Annotated in this window: 12 protein-coding genes, 1 tRNA gene and 1 pseudogene; 12 read left to right on the top strand and 2 right to left on the bottom strand. The window is 58.7% G+C overall.

The features are described from left to right. Positions 1-2 precede the first annotated feature (2 nt). A complete protein-coding gene (locus PVE98_RS19020; RefSeq protein ID WP_407568533.1) occupies positions 3-2,438 on the top strand; it encodes a bifunctional aspartate kinase/homoserine dehydrogenase II in 2,436 nt (811 codons plus the stop codon). 212 nt (positions 2,439-2,650) lie between these two features. Then, positions 2,651-3,547, top strand: coding sequence for a methylenetetrahydrofolate reductase (gene metF, locus PVE98_RS19015; RefSeq protein ID WP_048785085.1), 897 nt, complete (start codon positions 2,651-2,653; stop codon positions 3,545-3,547). Between the two features lie 29 nt (positions 3,548-3,576). Here metF and PVE98_RS19010 read toward each other — a convergent pair whose 3' ends face one another. Continuing rightward, the gene (locus PVE98_RS19010; RefSeq protein ID WP_407568532.1) at positions 3,577-5,178 is read right to left on the bottom strand and encodes a gamma-glutamyltransferase family protein; all 1,602 of its coding nucleotides are present in this window, start codon (positions 5,176-5,178) and stop codon (positions 3,577-3,579) included. Positions 5,179-5,703: 525 nt separating this feature from the next. On the opposite strand from PVE98_RS19010, the gene PVE98_RS19005 reads away from it, so the two are divergent. Beyond that, on the top strand, positions 5,704-5,997 hold the full coding sequence (locus PVE98_RS19005; protein WP_033754453.1) for an HTH-type transcriptional regulator: 294 nt from the start codon (positions 5,704-5,706) through the stop codon (positions 5,995-5,997). Between the two features lie 40 nt (positions 5,998-6,037). Here the strand turns inward: PVE98_RS19005 and PVE98_RS19000 are convergent, their stop codons facing one another. Further along, positions 6,038-6,631 carry an HD domain-containing protein gene (locus PVE98_RS19000; protein WP_096072360.1) on the bottom strand — a complete coding sequence of 198 codons (594 nt, stop codon included), beginning with the start codon at positions 6,629-6,631 and terminating at the stop codon, positions 6,038-6,040. A 63-nt stretch (positions 6,632-6,694) separates the two neighbouring features. Here PVE98_RS19000 and PVE98_RS18995 point away from each other — a divergent pair, with 63 nt between their 5' ends. From PVE98_RS18995 to dppF, 9 genes and pseudogenes are all read left to right on the top strand, one after another. Then, a complete protein-coding gene (locus tag PVE98_RS18995; protein WP_048785091.1) occupies positions 6,695-7,159 on the top strand; it encodes a MarR family winged helix-turn-helix transcriptional regulator in 465 nt (154 codons plus the stop codon). Positions 7,160-7,247: 88 nt separating this feature from the next. Beyond that, on the top strand, positions 7,248-7,676 hold the full coding sequence (locus PVE98_RS18990; RefSeq protein ID WP_033754461.1) for an organic hydroperoxide resistance protein: 429 nt from the start codon (positions 7,248-7,250) through the stop codon (positions 7,674-7,676). A 258-nt stretch (positions 7,677-7,934) separates the two neighbouring features. Next, positions 7,935-9,608 (top strand): annotated as a pseudogene (gene eptB, locus PVE98_RS18985) (kdo(2)-lipid A phosphoethanolamine 7''-transferase); the annotation flags it as partial. A 131-nt stretch (positions 9,609-9,739) separates the two neighbouring features. Continuing rightward, positions 9,740-9,816 (top strand) — tRNA-Pro (locus PVE98_RS18980). Between the two features lie 1,179 nt (positions 9,817-10,995). After that, the gene (gene dppA / locus PVE98_RS18975) at positions 10,996-12,606 is read left to right on the top strand and encodes a dipeptide ABC transporter periplasmic-binding protein DppA (protein WP_033754464.1); all 1,611 of its coding nucleotides are present in this window, start codon (positions 10,996-10,998) and stop codon (positions 12,604-12,606) included. Between the two features lie 299 nt (positions 12,607-12,905). After that, on the top strand, positions 12,906-13,925 hold the full coding sequence (dppB, locus tag PVE98_RS18970) for a dipeptide ABC transporter permease DppB (RefSeq protein WP_033754467.1): 1,020 nt from the start codon (positions 12,906-12,908) through the stop codon (positions 13,923-13,925). Positions 13,926-13,934: 9 nt separating this feature from the next. Then, complete coding sequence (gene dppC, locus PVE98_RS18965) at positions 13,935-14,837, top strand: dipeptide ABC transporter permease DppC (RefSeq protein ID WP_033754469.1); 903 nt, start codon at positions 13,935-13,937, stop codon at positions 14,835-14,837. A gap of 11 nt (positions 14,838-14,848) precedes the next feature. Then, positions 14,849-15,835, top strand: coding sequence for a dipeptide ABC transporter ATP-binding protein (gene dppD / locus PVE98_RS18960; protein WP_033754472.1), 987 nt, complete (start codon positions 14,849-14,851; stop codon positions 15,833-15,835). After that, positions 15,825-16,847, top strand: a complete 1,023-nt coding sequence (dppF, locus tag PVE98_RS18955; protein WP_096072362.1) for a dipeptide ABC transporter ATP-binding subunit DppF — start codon at positions 15,825-15,827, stop codon at positions 16,845-16,847. Before dppD ends, dppF begins: the two co-directional genes overlap by 11 nt. Positions 16,848-17,096: the final 249 nt, after the last annotated feature.

Raw genomic sequence — 17,096 nt, 5'->3', positions numbered from 1 at the left:
AAATGACGATTTCAGCCGGCGCGGCAACGCCGAATAGTAAGCAGTTGCACAAATTTGGTGGCAGCAGCCTGGCGGATGCGCGCTGTTACCAGCGCGTCGCCAGCATTATGGCGGATTACAGCCAGCCGGGCGATTTGATGGTGGTGTCCGCGGCTGGCTCTACCACTAACCAGCTGATTAGCTGGCTAAAACTCAGCCAGAGCGATCGCCTGGCCGCGCATCAGGTGCAGCAGGCTTTACGGCGTTATCACAGCGAGCTGATCGCCGGACTGCTGCCGGTTGAATATGCCGAGCCGCTCATGGCGAATTTTATTCGCGATCTGGAAAAGCTCGCCGCGCTGCTCGACGGCGCTATCAGCGACGCGGTCTACGCCGAAGTGGTCGGCCACGGCGAAGTGTGGTCGGCGCGGCTGATGGCGGCGGTGCTGAGCCAGCGCGAGTTCGACGCCTGCTGGCTCGACGCGCGCGACTTCCTGCGGGCAGAGCGCGCCGCGCAGCCGCAGGTCGACGAAGGCAAATCCTGGCCGCTGCTGCAAACGCTGCTGGCGCAGCATCCGCACCAGCGTATCGTGGTGACCGGCTTTATTAGCCGCAACGACGCGGGCGAGACCGTGCTGCTGGGGCGCAACGGTTCCGACTACTCCGCCACGCAGATCGGCGCGCTGGCGGGCGTCGGCCGCGTCACCATCTGGAGCGACGTGGCCGGCGTCTACAGCGCCGACCCGCGTAAAGTTTCCGACGCCTGTCTGCTGCCGCTGCTGCGCCTCGACGAAGCGAGCGAGCTGGCGCGCCTCGCCGCGCCGGTGCTGCATACGCGCACGCTGCAGCCGGTGTCCGGCAGCGATATCGATCTGCAGCTGCGCTGCAGCTATCAGCCGGAGCAGGGCTCGACGCGCATCGAGCGCGTGCTGGCGTCCGGTACCGGCGCACGCATCGTCACCAGCCACGACGATGTCTGCCTGATTGAAGTTCAGGTGCCGGATCAACACGATTTCGCGGCGCTGCATAAAGAGGTCGAGCTTCACCTCAAGCGGGCGCAGCTACGCCCGCTGGCGACCGGCGTGCATCCGGATCGCCAGCTGCTGCAGCTCTGCTATACCGCCGAAGTGGTCAACAGCGTGTTTCAGCTGCTGCAGGATGCGGGCCTGCCCGCTCATCTGCAGCTGCGCGAAGGGCTGGCGCTGGTGGCGCTGGTCGGCGCGGGCGTCACGCGCAATCCGCTGCACAGCCACCGTTTCTGGCAGGAGATCCAGGACCAGCCGGTCGAGTTCGTCTGGCAGTCGGAAGATCACATCAGTCTGGTGGCGGTGCTGCGCGTCGGGCCGACGCAGTCGCTGGTGCAGGGGCTGCATCAGTCGCTGTTTCGCGCGGAAAAACGTATCGGCCTGATGCTGTTCGGCAAAGGCAATATCGGCTCGCGCTGGCTGGAGCTGTTCGCGCGCGAGCAGGAAGCGCTGTCGGCACGCACCGGCTTTGAATATGTGCTGGCGGGCGTGGCGGACAGTCGTCGCAGTCTGCTGAGCTATGAGGGGCTTGACGCCAGCCGCGCGCTCGCCTTCTTCGATGACGAAGCGGAGGAGCGCGACGAAGAGTCGCTGTTCCTGTGGATGCGCGCGCATCCGTTCGACGATCTGGTGGTGCTCGACGTCACCGCCAGCACGCCGCTGGCGCAGCAGTACCTCGATTTCGCCAGCCACGGCTTTCACGTCATCAGCGCGAATAAAGTCGCCGGGGCGTCCGACAGCCAGACCTGGCGGCAGATCCGCGACGCCTTTACCAAAACTGGACGACACTGGCTCTATAACGCTACGGTCGGCGCCGGTTTGCCGATTAACCACACGGTGCGCGATCTGCGCGACAGCGGCGACACCATTTTAGCCATTAGCGGCATCTTCTCCGGCACGCTCTCCTGGCTGTTCCTGCAGTTCGACGGCACGGTGCCCTTTACCGAGCTGGTGGACCAGGCGTGGCAGCAGGGTCTGACCGAACCCGATCCGCGCGTCGACCTGTCGGGACAGGACGTGAAGCGCAAGCTGGTGATCCTCGCACGCGAGGCGGGCTACAACATCGAGCCTGACCAGGTGCGCGTCGAGTCGCTGGTGCCGGCCGGCTGCGAGGCGGGATCGATCGACGACTTCTTCGAGCATGGCGAGGCGCTTAACGAGCAGATGCTACAGCGTCTGGAAGCGGCGCAGGAGATGGGGCTGGTGCTGCGCTACGTGGCGCGTTTCGACGCCAGCGGTAAAGCGCGTGTCGGCGTGGAAGCGGTGCGGCCCGAGCATCCGCTGGCGTCGCTGCTGCCGTGCGATAACGTCTTCGCAATCGAAAGCCGCTGGTATCGCGACAATCCGCTGGTAATTCGCGGTCCCGGCGCGGGACGCGACGTCACCGCCGGCGCAATTCAGTCTGATATTCATCGACTTGCTCAACTGCTGTAATCTTTTGCGCGCCTGCCCCGTTGGCAGGCGCTCAACGCCACTTTTTCATCCGCATGAATTTCCCTCACTCTGTTTGAATATTTGTCACGCCGCTTTATCACTTTTCAGTTGACGACTCCCTGAGATTGGGTCATTTTGTGCATCTGGACGTCTAAACGTATGGATGTTCGCAGGCCGCAAATTAACCCGACGTTTTTGATGAGGTAAGCAGGATGAGTTTCTTTCATGCCAACCAGCGCGAAGCGCTGAATCAGAGCCTGGCGGAGCTGAACGGGCAAATTAATGTCTCATTCGAGTTTTTTCCGCCTCGTACCAGCGAAATGGAAGAGACCCTGTGGCACTCGATCGATCGTCTCAGCAGCCTGAAGCCGAAATTCGTCTCCGTCACCTACGGCGCCAACTCCGGCGAGCGCGACCGCACCCACAGCATTATCAAAGGCATTAAAGATCGCACCGGCCTCGAAGCCGCACCGCACCTGACCTGCATTGACGCCTCGCGCGACGAGCTGCGCGCGATTGCGGAAGATTACTGGAACAACGGCATTCGCCACATTGTGGCGCTGCGCGGCGATCTGCCGGCGAACGGCGGCAAACCCGATATGTACGCCTGCGATCTGGTGTCGCTGCTGAAAGAGGTCGGGGATTTTGATATCTCGGTGGCCGCCTATCCGGAAGTGCATCCCGAGGCGAAAAGCGCGCAGGCCGATCTCATCAACCTGAAGCGCAAAATCGATGCGGGCGCCAGCCGCGCGATCACCCAGTTCTTTTTCGATGTCGAGAGCTACCTGCGGTTTCGTGACCGCTGCGTCGCCACCGGCATCGACGTCGAGATCGTGCCAGGCATTCTGCCGGTGTCGAACTTTAAACAGCTAACGCGCTTCGCCACCATGACCAACGTGCGTGTGCCGGGCTGGATGAATGCGATGTTCGAGGGGCTGGATGATGACCCGGAAACGCGCAAAATGGTCGGCGCCAATATCGCCATGGATATGGTAAAAATCCTGTCGCGTGAAGGAGTGAAGGATTTCCATTTCTATACGCTGAACCGTGCGGAAATGAGCTACGCCATTTGTCACACGCTGGGCGTACGGCCGGTGCTGGCCGCCTGAGCGGGGCAGCGCTGCTGCCCCCTGTCTCGCTAAAACACCACCGCCTGACCATCCTTTCTGCTCTCTGTCGCCGCGATATAAAACCCCTGCGAATCACGAACGATCGCCTGCGCGCCGCCGAAGTTATAGCCCTGCAGCGGATCCTCCAGCGTCACCTGATGTCCCAGTCGACGCAGCGCTGCCAGCGTATTGCGCTCAAGCGCGGATTCGAACACCACGTGCCGACCCTGCTCCACGCGCCAGCGCGGCGCGTCGATTGCCGCCTGCGGATTCTGTTTGTGCAGCATAATGCGCAGCGCCAGCTGCAGGTGGCCCTGCGCCTGCATCGGCCCGCCCATAACGCCGAACGACATGAGCGGCGCGCCCTGCGCGTCGAGCGCGAAAGCCGGGATAATGGTATGGAAAGGGCGCTTGCCGCCCGCCACCACGTTGGGATGCGCGGGATCGAGCGAGAAGCCCGCGCCGCGATTTTGCAAACTGATGCCGGTGCCAGGCACCACCACGCCGGAGCCAAAGCCCATAAAGTTCGACTGAATAAAAGAGACCATCATGCCGCTGGCATCGGCGGCGCTGAGATAGACGGTGCCGCTCTGCTGCGGCGCGCCGAAGACGAAGTCGCCCGCGCGTTGAGGATCGATGAGCGCCGCGCGCTGACGCAGATAGCCCTCGCTCAGCAGCCGCTGCGCCGGAAACTCAAGATGATCTTCATCGCTGACGTAACGCGCCAGATCCACCAGCGCCAGCTTCATCGCCTCAATAGAGAGGTGCAGCCAGGGAACGGAGTCGGGCGCGTAGCGGCCGATATCGAGCTGCTCGAGAATGCCCAGCGCAATCAGCGTGGCGATCCCCTGGCCGTTGGGCGGCAACTCCTGTACCGAACCGCCGGCAAACGGCTGCGACAGCACGCTGACCCAGTCGGCTCGATGTCTGTCGAGATCCTCCAGCGTCAGCGCGGCGTTATGCTGGCGGGCGAAGGCGACCATTTTTTCCGCCAGCTCGCCGCGATAAAAACTCTCTCCGTTGCTTTCGGCGATCTTTTGCAGCGTGTCGGCCTGTGCCGGATTGCGAAACAGTTCGCCAGCGCGCGGCGGCCTGCCGTCGGGCGCAAAACATGCGCCAAAGCCGGGCTGATGCTGGAGCTTGTCGAAACCGCGCAGCCAGAGTTCGGCGATCAGCGGCGAGACCGGAAAACCGTTGCGCGCGTAGTCGATGGCAGGCTGTGCCAGCGTGGTCAGCGGCAGGGTGCCGAAGCGCTGCGCCAGCGCCGCCCAGGCCGATACCGCGCCCGGCACGGTGACCGCTTCCCAGCCGATCTCCGGCATACGGCTGCGGCCGACGAAGCGCCCGGGATGCCAGGCGGCCGGCGCGCGGCCCGACGCGTTCAGACCGTGCAGCCGACTGCCGTCCCAGATGATGGCGAAGGCGTCGCTGCCGATGCCGTTGCCGGTCGGCTCCAGCACCGTTAGCGCCATGGCGGTGGCGATCGCCGCGTCCACCGCGTTGCCGCCCTGCAGCAGCATACGCAAACCTGCCTGCGACGCCAGCGGCTGAGAAGTGGCCACCGCGTTGCGGCCCATCACCGGCACACGGTGCGACGCGTAGCTGGCGTGAAAATCGAACTCAGAATGCATTTCCCGTTCCTTAGCTGAGTGCAGCTGCGCCATAACAATGCGCCGAGGTGGTGCAATGTCTATCCTGTCGCAGGCCGGGGGAGAGGTGAAACAAGAAAAAATCACAGGCTTTGCATCCTGGCGCGATTTTTGCCTGATTATTAGACAGAAAGCTTTACAGTAGCAGTGTAAACGGTGCGCATTTTTTGCAATTTTTGCGCTTTTTTTAAGCGCAGCGCGGTGGGTTTGCCTTTTGTGATCAAGGGCTTGTTTTGCTTATAGCAAAAAGGACAGCTTTAGCTAAAAAAATAATCGATATTCACGCAGCAAATCGTCAGGTCTCTATCCATACTTAGAATCCCGGCGAGATGACCCATTGCTCTGACAACCTTATCAGACAGTGGGCATCAGGCTGTGTCCCGTAGGGGTTTCACTAACGATAACCATAAACCCTTGCGGGATACAGCCTGCAAAGATCGGTGTGTGAACCATTTGGTTTTTACCTCTACTTTCACGTGATTCATAGTGAGTTTTAAGGAGTTCTCTATGGAAGTAAAAGATCCTGTTTTTGAATTGCTCAGCAGCCTTGAGCAGATTGTACTGACACGTGATGCAACACCTGCCACAACTGAAATTCAGCTTCAGCCCGCCATGCCAGAGCCGCAGCGCCTGCGTGAGTTAACCGGAATGAAAGTAGATGAATTTGCCAAAGTGATGGGCGTCAGCGTCTCCTCGGTAAAAAGCTGGGAAGCGCGCCGTACACGTCCTTCCGCGACGGCGCAGAAACTGATGAAATTGCTGCATGCCAATCCCTATCTCGGACGGCAGTTACTAGACTAAAAACAAGAACAAAAGATAACCCGCCGCGGCGGGTTTTTTTTTAGCTCAGCCCGCTATATTTCGCCGCCTGTTTAACGAACCAGCTTTCCGGCACGCTGTAGGGCGGTTGGCCGAGCTGCGCGATCCCCTGTTCGATAACGGCGCTGGCCTGCTGCCATAGCTGGGCGTCGCCCTGCTTCAGCAGCTGGATCTGAACGCGTTTCTCCACCAGATAGATGCGGGCGAAGTGGGGATCGAAGCGTACGATGGCGCGCGTATTATCGATAATATCGGCCAGCTTGACGGTTTGCGCCTCGGGCGACGCCTCGGCAGTATGGCGAAAGTGCGCCAGCTTGCGCGCGGCGCGGTTTTTCGCCTGCGGCTGGGCGCTATCGGTCAGCATCCCGACCAGCTGTGCCACGCGCGAACCGAAGTGCGATTCAATGTCGGCCAGCGTGGTGGCGGTATCTTCAACCGTATCGTGCAGCCAGGCGGTCGCCAGCAGGGCGTCGTCTGCGCTGACGCTGCGCACCAGCTCCGCCACGGCGGCGGGATGAACGATATAGGGTTCGTCGGTATATTTGCGCCGTTGACCGGCTTCAGCATGAGCGCGCGTCGCGTAGCGTCGTGCCTGCTCTTCCAGAGATTCCAGCATGCAAAAGCCCTCCTGGTTAAAAGTTGCTTGCAATTGTCTAGCGCGCTATTTATATTGATTGCCATGAACAGTAACCAAAATGACAAAAAAGTGAAGGCGGCGCCACTGTTGGTCAATCAACAGCTTTGCTTCGCACTCTATTCCGCCAACCTGGCGATGAATAAAGTCTATCGGCAACTGCTGTCGCAGGTCGACCTCACCTATCCGCAATATCTGGTGATGCTGGTGCTGTGGGCGCAGGACGATCTCACCGTCTCTGAAATCGGCGAGCAGCTGTTTCTCGATTCCGCCACGCTGACGCCCCTGCTGAAGCGGCTGGAAAGCGCAGGGTTGATTAACCGCCAGCGTTCGCGTCAGGATGAACGTCAGGTGGTTGTCACGCTGACGGATCAGGGCCGCGAACTGCAAAGCCAGGCGAGCGCCATTCCAGAGACGGTTCAGTGCGCCACGGCCTGCGATGAAGAAACGCTGCTGGCGCTGAAGAACGGGCTCGATTTACTGCGCGACAATCTTAACCGGTCGCGCTGAAGATTTAGCGGGCGCTCGCGCCCGTCGACACACCTGCTACACTTTTATTAATCGCGTACGATTAAATCGTTTATAAAGAGAGGAAGTTATGTCTTTAGAGAAAGTTGTTTATACCGCAAAAGCCAAAGCAACCGGCGGCCGTGATGGTCGTGCAACCTCTTCTGACGGCGTGCTGGACGTGAAGCTGGGCGTGCCGAAAGAGATGGGCGGCGCCGGCGGCGAAGTCACCAACCCGGAGCAGCTGTTCGCTGCCGGCTATTCCGCCTGTTTCCTCGGCGCGATGAAGTTTGTAGCGGGCCGCGACAAAATCGCGATGCCGAAAGACGCATGGATTGAAGGCGAAGTCGGCATCGGTCCGATTCCGAACGGTTTCGGCATCGAAGCCAAACTGAATATTCACCTGCCGGAGATGGACGAAGCGGAAGCGCAGAAGCTGGTTGACGCCGCGCATATCGTTTGTCCGTACTCTAACGCCACGCGCAACAACATCGACGTGACGCTGAATATCATTCGCTAAGCTTTACGGGCCCGGCAGCGGGCCCACTTTCATTTTCCCCGCTTTTCTGGCGCCTGTTCGCTGCCGTCTTTTCTGGCCTGCCTGGTTATTTTATGTTCTACTGTGCAGCCTCGTGAAAGAGCCGTCCGATCCCGTTCAGATTCTTCTTGTTCGCCTGACAATCGTTATGTCTCTGCGCTAATTCAGCGAACTCTTCCGCGTTGCGATAGTCACAATAGCGTTCAACATCGTGCTTAAGTCCCGGGAAAACCCTTTAAGATGAATTATATTAAGACCATAACTCAGCAAAAGCTGTCGCTGCTGCTGGCGTTATACATCGGCATCCTGCTGAATTTGCCGATTTTTTACCGTCGTTTTGACGGCTTTCTTACCAAATCCACACCCACCAACTGGCTGACGGCTTTCACGGAAGTGATGGCTATCGTCGTGCTGACTTTTTTCCTGATGCGTTTGCTGTCGCTGGGCGGCAAGCGGCTCTATCGCATACTCGCGACGCTGCTGGTATTGATTTCCGTCGCTGCGGCCTACTATATGGCCTTTTTTAACGTGGTTATCGGCTACGGCATCGTCGCCTCGGTGATGACCACCGACGTCGATCTGTCGAAAGAGGTGGTCGGCCTGCACTTCGTGCTCTGGATGGTCGGCGTCAGCGCGCTGCCGCTGCTGATGATCTGGCGTAATAACCTCAGCCAGACGCTGATGGAGCAGCTGCGCACGCCGGGACAGCGCCTTAAGCCTGCGCTGTTGATGCTGTTGTGCGTGGCGCTGGTGTGGCTGCCGATCCGCTATTTCGACAAGCTGCAAAAGGCTAATGAAGAGATTACCAATATCGATCTGCCGAGCTACGGTGGCGTGGTGGCGCACTCTTATTTGCCGTCAAACTGGCTGGCAGCGGTAGGGCTGTTTGCCTGGACGCGCATTGATGAGACGCTGGACAGTCAGGAGCTGCTCGATCCGGCGAAGAAGTTTACCTATGTCGCGCCGCCGGGCATTGACGATACCTATGTGGTGTTCGTGATCGGCGAGACCACGCGCTGGGATCATATGGGCATGCTGGGTTACGATCGCGATACCACGCCGAAGCTTTCTAAAGAGAAGAATCTGGTGGCGTTCCGTGGCGAGTCGTGCGACACCGCCACCAAGCTGTCGCTGCGCTGTATGTTCGTGCGCGAAGGCGGCACCGAGGATAGTCCGGGACGTACGCTGAAAGAGAAGAATATTTTTGCCGTGATGAAGGAGCTGGGCTTTTCGTCCGAGCTGTTCGCCATGCAGAGCGAGGTCTGGTTTTACGATAACGCGGAGGTTAATAATTTCGCCTTCCGCGAGCAGATTGGCTCGGAGCCGCGCAATGCCGGCAAGTCGGTAGACGATATGCTGCTGGTGCCGGAACTGAAGGCGTCGCTGGATCGCTATCCGCACGGCAAGCATCTGGTGGTGCTGCATACCAAAGGTTCGCACTATCTCTATTCGCAGCGCTATCCGCGCAGTTTCGCGCGCTATCAGCCGGAGTGTATGGGCGTCGATGAGACCTGCAGCAAGGCGCAGCTGATTAACGCCTACGATAACTCGATTCTTTACGTGGATAGCATGCTCGATAGCGTGTTCGATCAGCTGCGCGATAAGAAAGCGATTGTGTTTTATGCCGCCGACCACGGCGAGTCGATTAGCGAGAATATGCACCTGCACGGTACGCCGCGCGAGCTGGCGCCGCCGGAGCAGTTCCGCGTGCCGATGATGGTGTGGGCGTCGGATAAGTATCTGGCCGATGCCAATAACCGCGCTAATTTCGAGCGTCTGCAGGCGCAGCAGCGCGTCGGTAAGACGCATCGCCACGTTGAGCTGTTCGATACGATTCTGGGTTGTCTGGGCTACAGTTCGCCGAACGGCGGTATTAAAGCGGCGAATAACTGGTGTCAGGCGCCGGTTTCGTCGCACAGCGACGCGCGGGATGTGACTGAGAAGCACCAGAATTTTGGCGGGCAGGCTGCTTTCCAGGCGAACGCGGCTAAACCGCTAAAAAGCGGTTGACGCTGACAATCGGGCGCAGTAACATGCGCCCCCATCGGTGAGTGGCGCAGCCTGGTAGCGCACTTCGTTCGGGACGAAGGGGTCGGAGGTTCGAATCCTCTCTCACCGACCAGATTTAAGAAACCTGCTTGAAAAAGCAGGTTTTTTTTCGTCTGCAGGAAAACGACGCTGTAAGACTCGTGCTCACGCGGATGGTATGGACGGATCGCAAAGTCGCTGTACGCATCCCTGCGCGCTCGGCCCGCGACGGCCCTGTCGCGGGACGCTTTGCTCTTCCGTCCATACCATCCGCGTTTCGACTGAGGCGCTGTCTGTTTGAAAAGAGATTGCTCACGACTCGTGTTTCTCCGCCCATGCCATCCGCGTTTCGACTGAGGCGCTGTCTGTTTGAAAAGAGATTGCTCGCAACTCGTGTTTCTCCGTCCATGCCATCCGCGTTTAAGCTCAGGTGCGGCCTGTTTGAAACATATGTCGCCTAAGAACTTTAATGCAGCATATTGGCACTTGTTTTAATGTCATTCTCTTCATGCTCGAATGCGCTATCCAATAAAAAGCAGGCATGATTAAACTGTCATTCGCATAAGTTTTTGTGAGGCGTTAACCGCGCGTTTCGATCAATTTCGCTGGCTCTTTTTTCGCTATAATATCGCCTGTGATTGTTTCTGCTTTTTCCCACAGTTTTATTAAAAACTTCACTAAATTCCCCATTGCCGCCGTTCAGGCGGGTTTCATCTGATTATTGCCATTTTCAACGCGCTAATGCGCGCCGCATCAGGCCCAGACGCTTATTTCGCATCGCGTTTTTCTTATGACCTTTTTTATCGTCATGCGGATTGCTTATGCCTGAATCCCAGCATTTTCTACTCCCTGGACGCGATAACGCACGCTGAATCGTTCAGTTATTCAACATTTATCGCGCAAGCGCCGATGTTTTTTAGCGGTGAGAATCACTGTCAATTATCGTCAGGCTTAGTGAGATATATGGTCTGGCAGCGAAAAGCGCTGTGCAATATCTGGCGATTAAGCGAGAAGGCTTTTTTTTACCGTTGCTTGCTATTCCTCACACTCTGTGTAAATAACTCGCGGCTGTATTGACGTTCATTGCAACTGTTGACAAATTGATGCGTCAATAAAGTTGCAGAAGCGGCGTGATCCGGCAGTTTCCACGGCGTCGGGAAAACACAACAAGAACGCTCCGCACTTTCGACCACGTCAGTGGTCCGCCTGAACCGCATAAAAAAAACAGAGGTCGGGCAATACACACAACATCACATCACAATGGAGCAAAAGCATGATCAACTCCCTGGCCAAATCCAGGATGCTGAAGGTCGGTCTGAGCCTGATTGCTATGACCGTCGCCGCAGGTGTTCAGGCAAAAACCCTCGTTTACTGTTCAGAAGGCTCGCCGGAAGGCTTTAACCCGCAGCTGTTCACCTCTGGCACCACCTATGACGCCAGCTCCGTGCCGATCTATAACCGTCTGGTTGAGTTCAAAATAGGCACCACCGAGCTGCAGCCTGGCCTGGCGGAGAAGTGGGACGTCAGCGATGACGGCAAAACCTACACTTTCCACCTGCGTAAAGGCGTGAAGTGGCAGACCACCAAAGAGTTTAAGCCGACGCGTGAATTCAACGCCGACGACGTCGTGTTCTCGTTCGAGCGCCAGCTGGATAAAAACAACAGCTTCCACAACGTTTCCGGCGGCAGCTACGAATATTTCGAAGGCATGGATATGCCGAAGCTGATCGGCAAAATCGAGAAAGTCGACGACTACACCGTGCGCTTTACCCTGACGCGCCCGGAAGCGCCGTTCCTTGCCGACCTCGGCATGGATTTCGCGTCGATTCTGTCGAAAGAGTATGCGGACAAGATGCAGAAAGCCGGTACGCCGGAGAAGCTGGATCTGAACCCGGTCGGCACCGGTCCGTTCGTGCTGCAGCAGTACCAGAAAGATTCGCGCATTCTCTATAAGGCCAACCCGGACTTCTGGGGCACCAAGCCGAAAATCGATCGTCTGGTCTTCTCTATCACGCCGGATGCCTCCGTGCGTTATGCCAAGCTGCAGAAGGGCGAGTGCCAGGTGATGCCGTACCCGAACCCGGCCGACATCGCCAGCATGAAGAAAGACACCAAGATCAACCTGATGGAGCAGCCGGGCCTGAACGTTGGTTACCTCTCGTTCAACACCGAGAAGAAGCCGATGGATAACGTCAAGGTGCGCCAGGCGCTGACTATGGCGGTGAATAAGCAAGCGATTATCGACGCTGTTTATCAGGGCGCAGGCCAGGCCGCGAAGAACCTGATCCCGCCGACCATGTGGGGCTACAACGACGCGATTCAGGACTACGCCTACGATCCGGAAAAAGCCAAAGCGCTGCTGAAAGAAGCGGGTATGGCTGACGGCTTCTCTATTGACCTGTGGGCGATGCCGGTTCAGCGTCCTTACAACCCGAACGCGCGTCGTATGGCGGAAATGGTTCAGGCTGACTGGGCGAAAATCGGCGTGAAAGCCAAAATCGTGACCTACGAGTGGGGTGAATACCTGAAGCGCGCGAAAGCGGGCGAACACCAGTCGGTGATGATGGGCTGGACCGGCGACAACGGGGATCCGGACAACTTCTTCGCCACGCTGTTTAGCTGCGCGGCGGCAAAAGATGGCTCCAACTACTCGCGCTGGTGCTACAAGCCGTTTGAAGATCTGATCCAGCCGGCGCGTGCGGAGTCGGACCACAATAAACGTATCGAGCTTTATAAGCAGGCGCAGGTAGTGATGCATGACCAGGCGCCGGCGCTGATTATCGCTCACTCTACGGTGTTTGAGCCGGTGAGCAAAAAAGTCTCTGGCTACGTGGTCGATCCGTTAGGTAAACACCATTTCGAAAACGTCGATATTCAGGAATAACTCCTGTGGTGCGGGCCGACCTGTTCGGCCCCTGAGCGGGCGCTTGCCCGCTTAGTCGACGCGCATTTTCGGCTAACTTCTTCGAATAAAACCCAACATCTTCGCGCTGCAGGAAAGCGGCGAGCCGACCAGTCTCCGACATTTGCCGCGGTAAACGTCGGGCCGGGGCCCTCGCGCCTGCGCAGCGAAAGATGACGGTTAACGCACTTTGCGTCGCGCCCGCGATTTTTTTCGGGAGCGAGTTGTGAGCAATAGATCCCGCAGCTTACCGCGGCGGGAAAAGACTGAGAATCCGGCTTATGCTGCAGTTCATACTCCGACGTCTGGGACTTGTCATCCCGACATTTATCGGCATTACCCTGTTGACCTTCGCATTCGTGCATATGATCCCCGGCGATCCGGTGCTGATCATGGCGGGCGAACGCGGGATCTCCCCGGAACGTCACGCCCAGCTGATGGCGGCCTTTGGCCTCGACCAGCCGCTGTGGAAACAGTACGTTCACTACATTTACGGCGTGCTGCATGGCGATCTGGGCATTTCGCTCAAGAGCCGCATCCCGGTATGGGATGAGTTCGTACCGCGCTTTAAAGCCACGCTGGAACTCGGCATCTGCGCCATGATCTTCGCCGTCGCCGTGGGTATCCCGGTAGGCGTTCTTGCGGCGGTGAAGCGCGGCTCTATCTTCGACCATACCGCGGTCGGCATCTCCCTGACCGGCTACTCCATGCCGATTTTCTGGTGGGGCATCATGCTGATCATGCTGGTGTCGGTGCAGCTTAACCTGACGCCGGTTTCCGGCCGCGTCAGCGACACCGTGTTCCTGGACGACAGTAATCCGCTTACCGGCTTTATGCTGATCGACACCTTCTTCTGGGGCGAGGCGGGCGACTTCAAGGATGCGGTGATGCATATGATCCTGCCCGCTATCGTGCTCGGCACTATCCCGCTGGCGGTGATTGTGCGTATGACGCGTTCAGCAATGCTGGAAGTGTTGGGCGAAGATTATATCCGCACCGCGCGTGCGAAAGGCCTGACGCGCATGCGCGTTATCGTGGTTCATGCGCTGCGTAACGCCATGCTGCCGGTGGTCACGGTGATCGGCCTGCAGGTCGGCACGCTGCTGGCGGGCGCTATCCTGACGGAAACCATCTTCTCCTGGCCTGGCCTCGGCCGCTGGCTGATCGAAGCGCTGCAACGCCGCGACTATCCGGTAGTGCAGGGCGGCGTGCTGCTGACTGCGGTGCTGATTATCCTGGTCAACCTGCTGGTTGATCTGCTGTACGGCGTGGTCAATCCGCGCATACGACATAAGAAATAAGGGGGCGTCATGTCTGTTGTTGATCCCGCAAGCGTACCCGCTGCACCCAAGCCGATGACCCCCATTCAGGAGTTCTGGCACTATTTTAAACGCAATAAAGGCGCGGTCATCGGCCTGGTCTATGTGGTGTTGATGCTGCTGATCGCCATCTTCGCCGGCGCGCTGGCGCCGCATGCGCCCGCAGAGCAGTTCCGCGATGCGCTGCTGCATCCGCCGGTCTGGCAGGAAGGCGGCAGCTGGAGCTATATCCTTGGCACCGACGATGTGGGCCGCGACGTGCTGTCGCGTCTGATGTATGGCGCGCGCCTGTCGCTGCTGGTGGGCTGTATGGTGGTGGTGCTGTCGCTGATCCTCGGCGTGGTGTTCGGCCTGCTGGCGGGCTACCTCGGCGGCGTGGTGGACGCCATTATCATGCGCATCGTGGATATTATGCTGGCGCTGCCGAGCCTGCTGCTGGCGCTGGTGCTGGTGGCGATCTTCGGTCCGTCGATCGTCAACGCCTCTATCGCGCTGACCTTTGTCGCGCTGCCGCACTATATCCGTCTTACCCGCGCCGCGGTGCTGGTTGAGGTTAACCGCGACTACGTCACCGCTTCCGGCGTGGCGGGTGCGGGCATGCTGCGTCAGATGTTCGTCAACATTCTGCCTAACTGTCTGGCGCCGCTGATCGTGCAGGCGTCGCTGGGCTTCTCCAACGCCATTCTCGATATGGCGGCGTTGGGCTTTCTCGGTATGGGTGCGCAGCCGCCGACGCCGGAGTGGGGCACCATGCTCTCCGACGTACTGCAGTATGCGCAAAGCGCCTGGTGGGTGGTGACCTTTCCCGGTCTGACCATTCTGCTCACCGTGCTGGCCTTTAACCTGATGGGCGACGGCTTACGCGACGCCCTCGACCCGAAACTCAAGCAGTAAGAGGCACCGAGATGGCGTTATTAAATGTAGATAAATTATCGGTGCATTTTGGCGACGATAAGACACCGTTCCGCGCGGTCGACCGCATCAGCTATCAGGTTGAGCAGGGGCAGGTCGTGGGGATCGTCGGCGAGTCCGGCTCGGGCAAATCGGTCAGTTCGCTGGCGATTATGGGCCTGATCGACTTTCCCGGCAAAGTGATGGCGGAGAAGCTGGAGTTCAACCAGCGCGACCTGAAACGCATCTCCGAAAAAGAGCGCCGCCAGCTGGTGGGCGCGGAAGTGGCGATGATTTTCCAGGATCCCATGACCAGCCTGAACCCCTGCTACACCGTCGGCTACCAGATCATGGAAGCGATTAAGGTGCATCAGGGCGGCAACCGCCGCACCCGCCGTCAGCGCGCTATCGATCTGCTGACGCAGGTCGGCATTCCCGACCCGGCGTCGCGACTGGATGTCTATCCGCACCAGCTGTCGGGCGGCATGAGCCAGCGCGTGATGATCGCCATGGCGATCGCCTGTCGGCCAAAGCTGCTGATCGCCGACGAGCCGACCACGGCGCTGGACGTGACCATTCAGGCGCAGATTATCGAGCTGCTGCTGGAGCTGCAGCAGCAGGAGAATATGGCGCTGATCCTGATTACGCACGATCTGGCGCTGGTGGCGGAAGCCGCGCACCACATCATCGTGATGTATGCGGGTCAGGTGGTCGAGAGCGGCAAGGCGAGCGATATCTTTAAAGCGCCGCGCCACCCCTATACGCAGGCGCTGCTGCGCGCGCTGCCGGAGTTCGCCGCCGATAAGGCGCGTCTGGCGTCGCTGCCGGGCGTGGTGCCGGGCAAATATGACCGTCCTGTCGGCTGTTTGCTGAATCCGCGCTGCCCCTACGCCACCGATCGCTGCCGTAAAGAAGAACCTGCCTTACGCGACATTCCGGGGCGTCAGTCCAAATGTCACTATCCGCTGGATGATGCCGGGAGACCGACCTATGAGTCTTGATAATACCAGGCAGGATTACCTGCTACAGGCGATTGACCTGAAAAAACACTATCCGGTGAAGAAAGGCCTGTTCGGCCAGGAGCGCCTGGTGAAAGCGCTGGACGGCGTCTCCTTTAATCTGGAGCGCGGCAAAACGCTGGCGGTGGTCGGCGAGTCCGGCTGCGGGAAATCGACGCTCGGCCGCCTGCTGACCATGATTGAAACGCCGACCGAAGGTCAGCTCTTCTGGCACGGTCAGGATCTGCTGAAGCACGATCCGCAGGCGCAGAAGCTGCGTCGTCAGAAAATCCAGATTGTGTTCCAGAACCCCTACGGTTCGCTTAATCCGCGCAAGAAAGTCAGCCAGATCCTTGAGGAACCGCTGCTGATTAACACCGCGCTGAGCAAGGCGGAGCGTAAAGAGAAGACGCTGGAGATGATGGCGAAGGTCGGCCTGAAAACCGAGCATTACGATCGCTATCCCCATATGTTCTCCGGCGGCCAGCGTCAGCGTATCGCCATCGCGCGCGGGCTGATGCTCGAACCCGACGTGCTGATCGCCGACGAACCGGTCTCGGCGCTCGACGTCTCCGTGCGCGCGCAGGTGCTTAACCTGATGATGGATTTGCAGCAGGAGATGGGGCTCTCTTACGTCTTTATCTCGCACGATCTCTCGGTGGTGGAGCACATTGCGGACGAGGTCATGGTGATGTATCTGGGCCGCTGCGTGGAGAAGGGCAGCAAAGAGGCGATCTTCAGCAATCCGCGCCATCCCTATACTCAGGCGCTGCTGTCGGCCACGCCGCGTCTTAATCCAGACGACCGGCGCGAACGCATCAAGCTGACCGGCGAACTGCCCAGCCCGCTCAATCCGCCGCCGGGCTGCGCCTTTAACGCGCGCTGCCGTCGCCGCTTCGGGACCTGCGTGCAGCTACAGCCGAAGCTGAAGCGCTACGGCGATCAGCAAATCGCCTGCTTCGCCGTCGACCAGGATGAAAACCAGCCGGTCGGCGCGGCGGAAGGGATTGTTTAAACAGAGAGGCTCCGTAAGGAGCCTTTTTATTGCCCACTCTTCATGTCATCTGATACATCTTCAGCTGCCGTAATAACATTTAGGTAAAAGATTATCGTCGCTGACGTGAGCGGCTGTCGCGACGCTTTGTCTAAAGCGTAAAACGCCTGTCAGCTTTGCATTAAGAAAAAACGCAAAAAAGTCTCTATACGCTATTGGCAGCGCCATCAAAGGGTAAGGCGTAACTTTTATTATTGGACCCCCAATAAT

The organism is Pantoea sp. GABEPS69, from assembly GCF_045780835.1.
In the GTDB taxonomy this organism is placed as follows: Bacteria; Pseudomonadota; Gammaproteobacteria; order Enterobacterales; family Enterobacteriaceae; genus Pantoea; species Pantoea septica.
The sequence above is the reverse complement of the archived record's forward strand: the minus strand, read 5'-3'. Positions and strand labels throughout refer to the sequence as shown.

Coding starts and splice junctions, on each gene's coding strand:
- PVE98_RS19020 (WP_407568533.1), top strand. CDS start 3: ATGACGATTTCAGCCGGCGCGGCAACGCCGAATAGTAAGCAGTTGCAC.
- metF (WP_048785085.1), top strand. CDS start 2,651: ATGAGTTTCTTTCATGCCAACCAGCGCGAAGCGCTGAATCAGAGCCTG.
- PVE98_RS19010 (WP_407568532.1), bottom strand. CDS start 5,178: ATGCATTCTGAGTTCGATTTTCACGCCAGCTACGCGTCGCACCGTGTG.
- PVE98_RS19005 (WP_033754453.1), top strand. CDS start 5,704: ATGGAAGTAAAAGATCCTGTTTTTGAATTGCTCAGCAGCCTTGAGCAG.
- PVE98_RS19000 (WP_096072360.1), bottom strand. CDS start 6,631: ATGCTGGAATCTCTGGAAGAGCAGGCACGACGCTACGCGACGCGCGCT.
- PVE98_RS18995 (WP_048785091.1), top strand. CDS start 6,695: ATGAACAGTAACCAAAATGACAAAAAAGTGAAGGCGGCGCCACTGTTG.
- PVE98_RS18990 (WP_033754461.1), top strand. CDS start 7,248: ATGTCTTTAGAGAAAGTTGTTTATACCGCAAAAGCCAAAGCAACCGGC.
- dppA (WP_033754464.1), top strand. CDS start 10,996: ATGATCAACTCCCTGGCCAAATCCAGGATGCTGAAGGTCGGTCTGAGC.
- dppB (WP_033754467.1), top strand. CDS start 12,906: ATGCTGCAGTTCATACTCCGACGTCTGGGACTTGTCATCCCGACATTT.
- dppC (WP_033754469.1), top strand. CDS start 13,935: ATGTCTGTTGTTGATCCCGCAAGCGTACCCGCTGCACCCAAGCCGATG.
- dppD (WP_033754472.1), top strand. CDS start 14,849: ATGGCGTTATTAAATGTAGATAAATTATCGGTGCATTTTGGCGACGAT.
- dppF (WP_096072362.1), top strand. CDS start 15,825: ATGAGTCTTGATAATACCAGGCAGGATTACCTGCTACAGGCGATTGAC.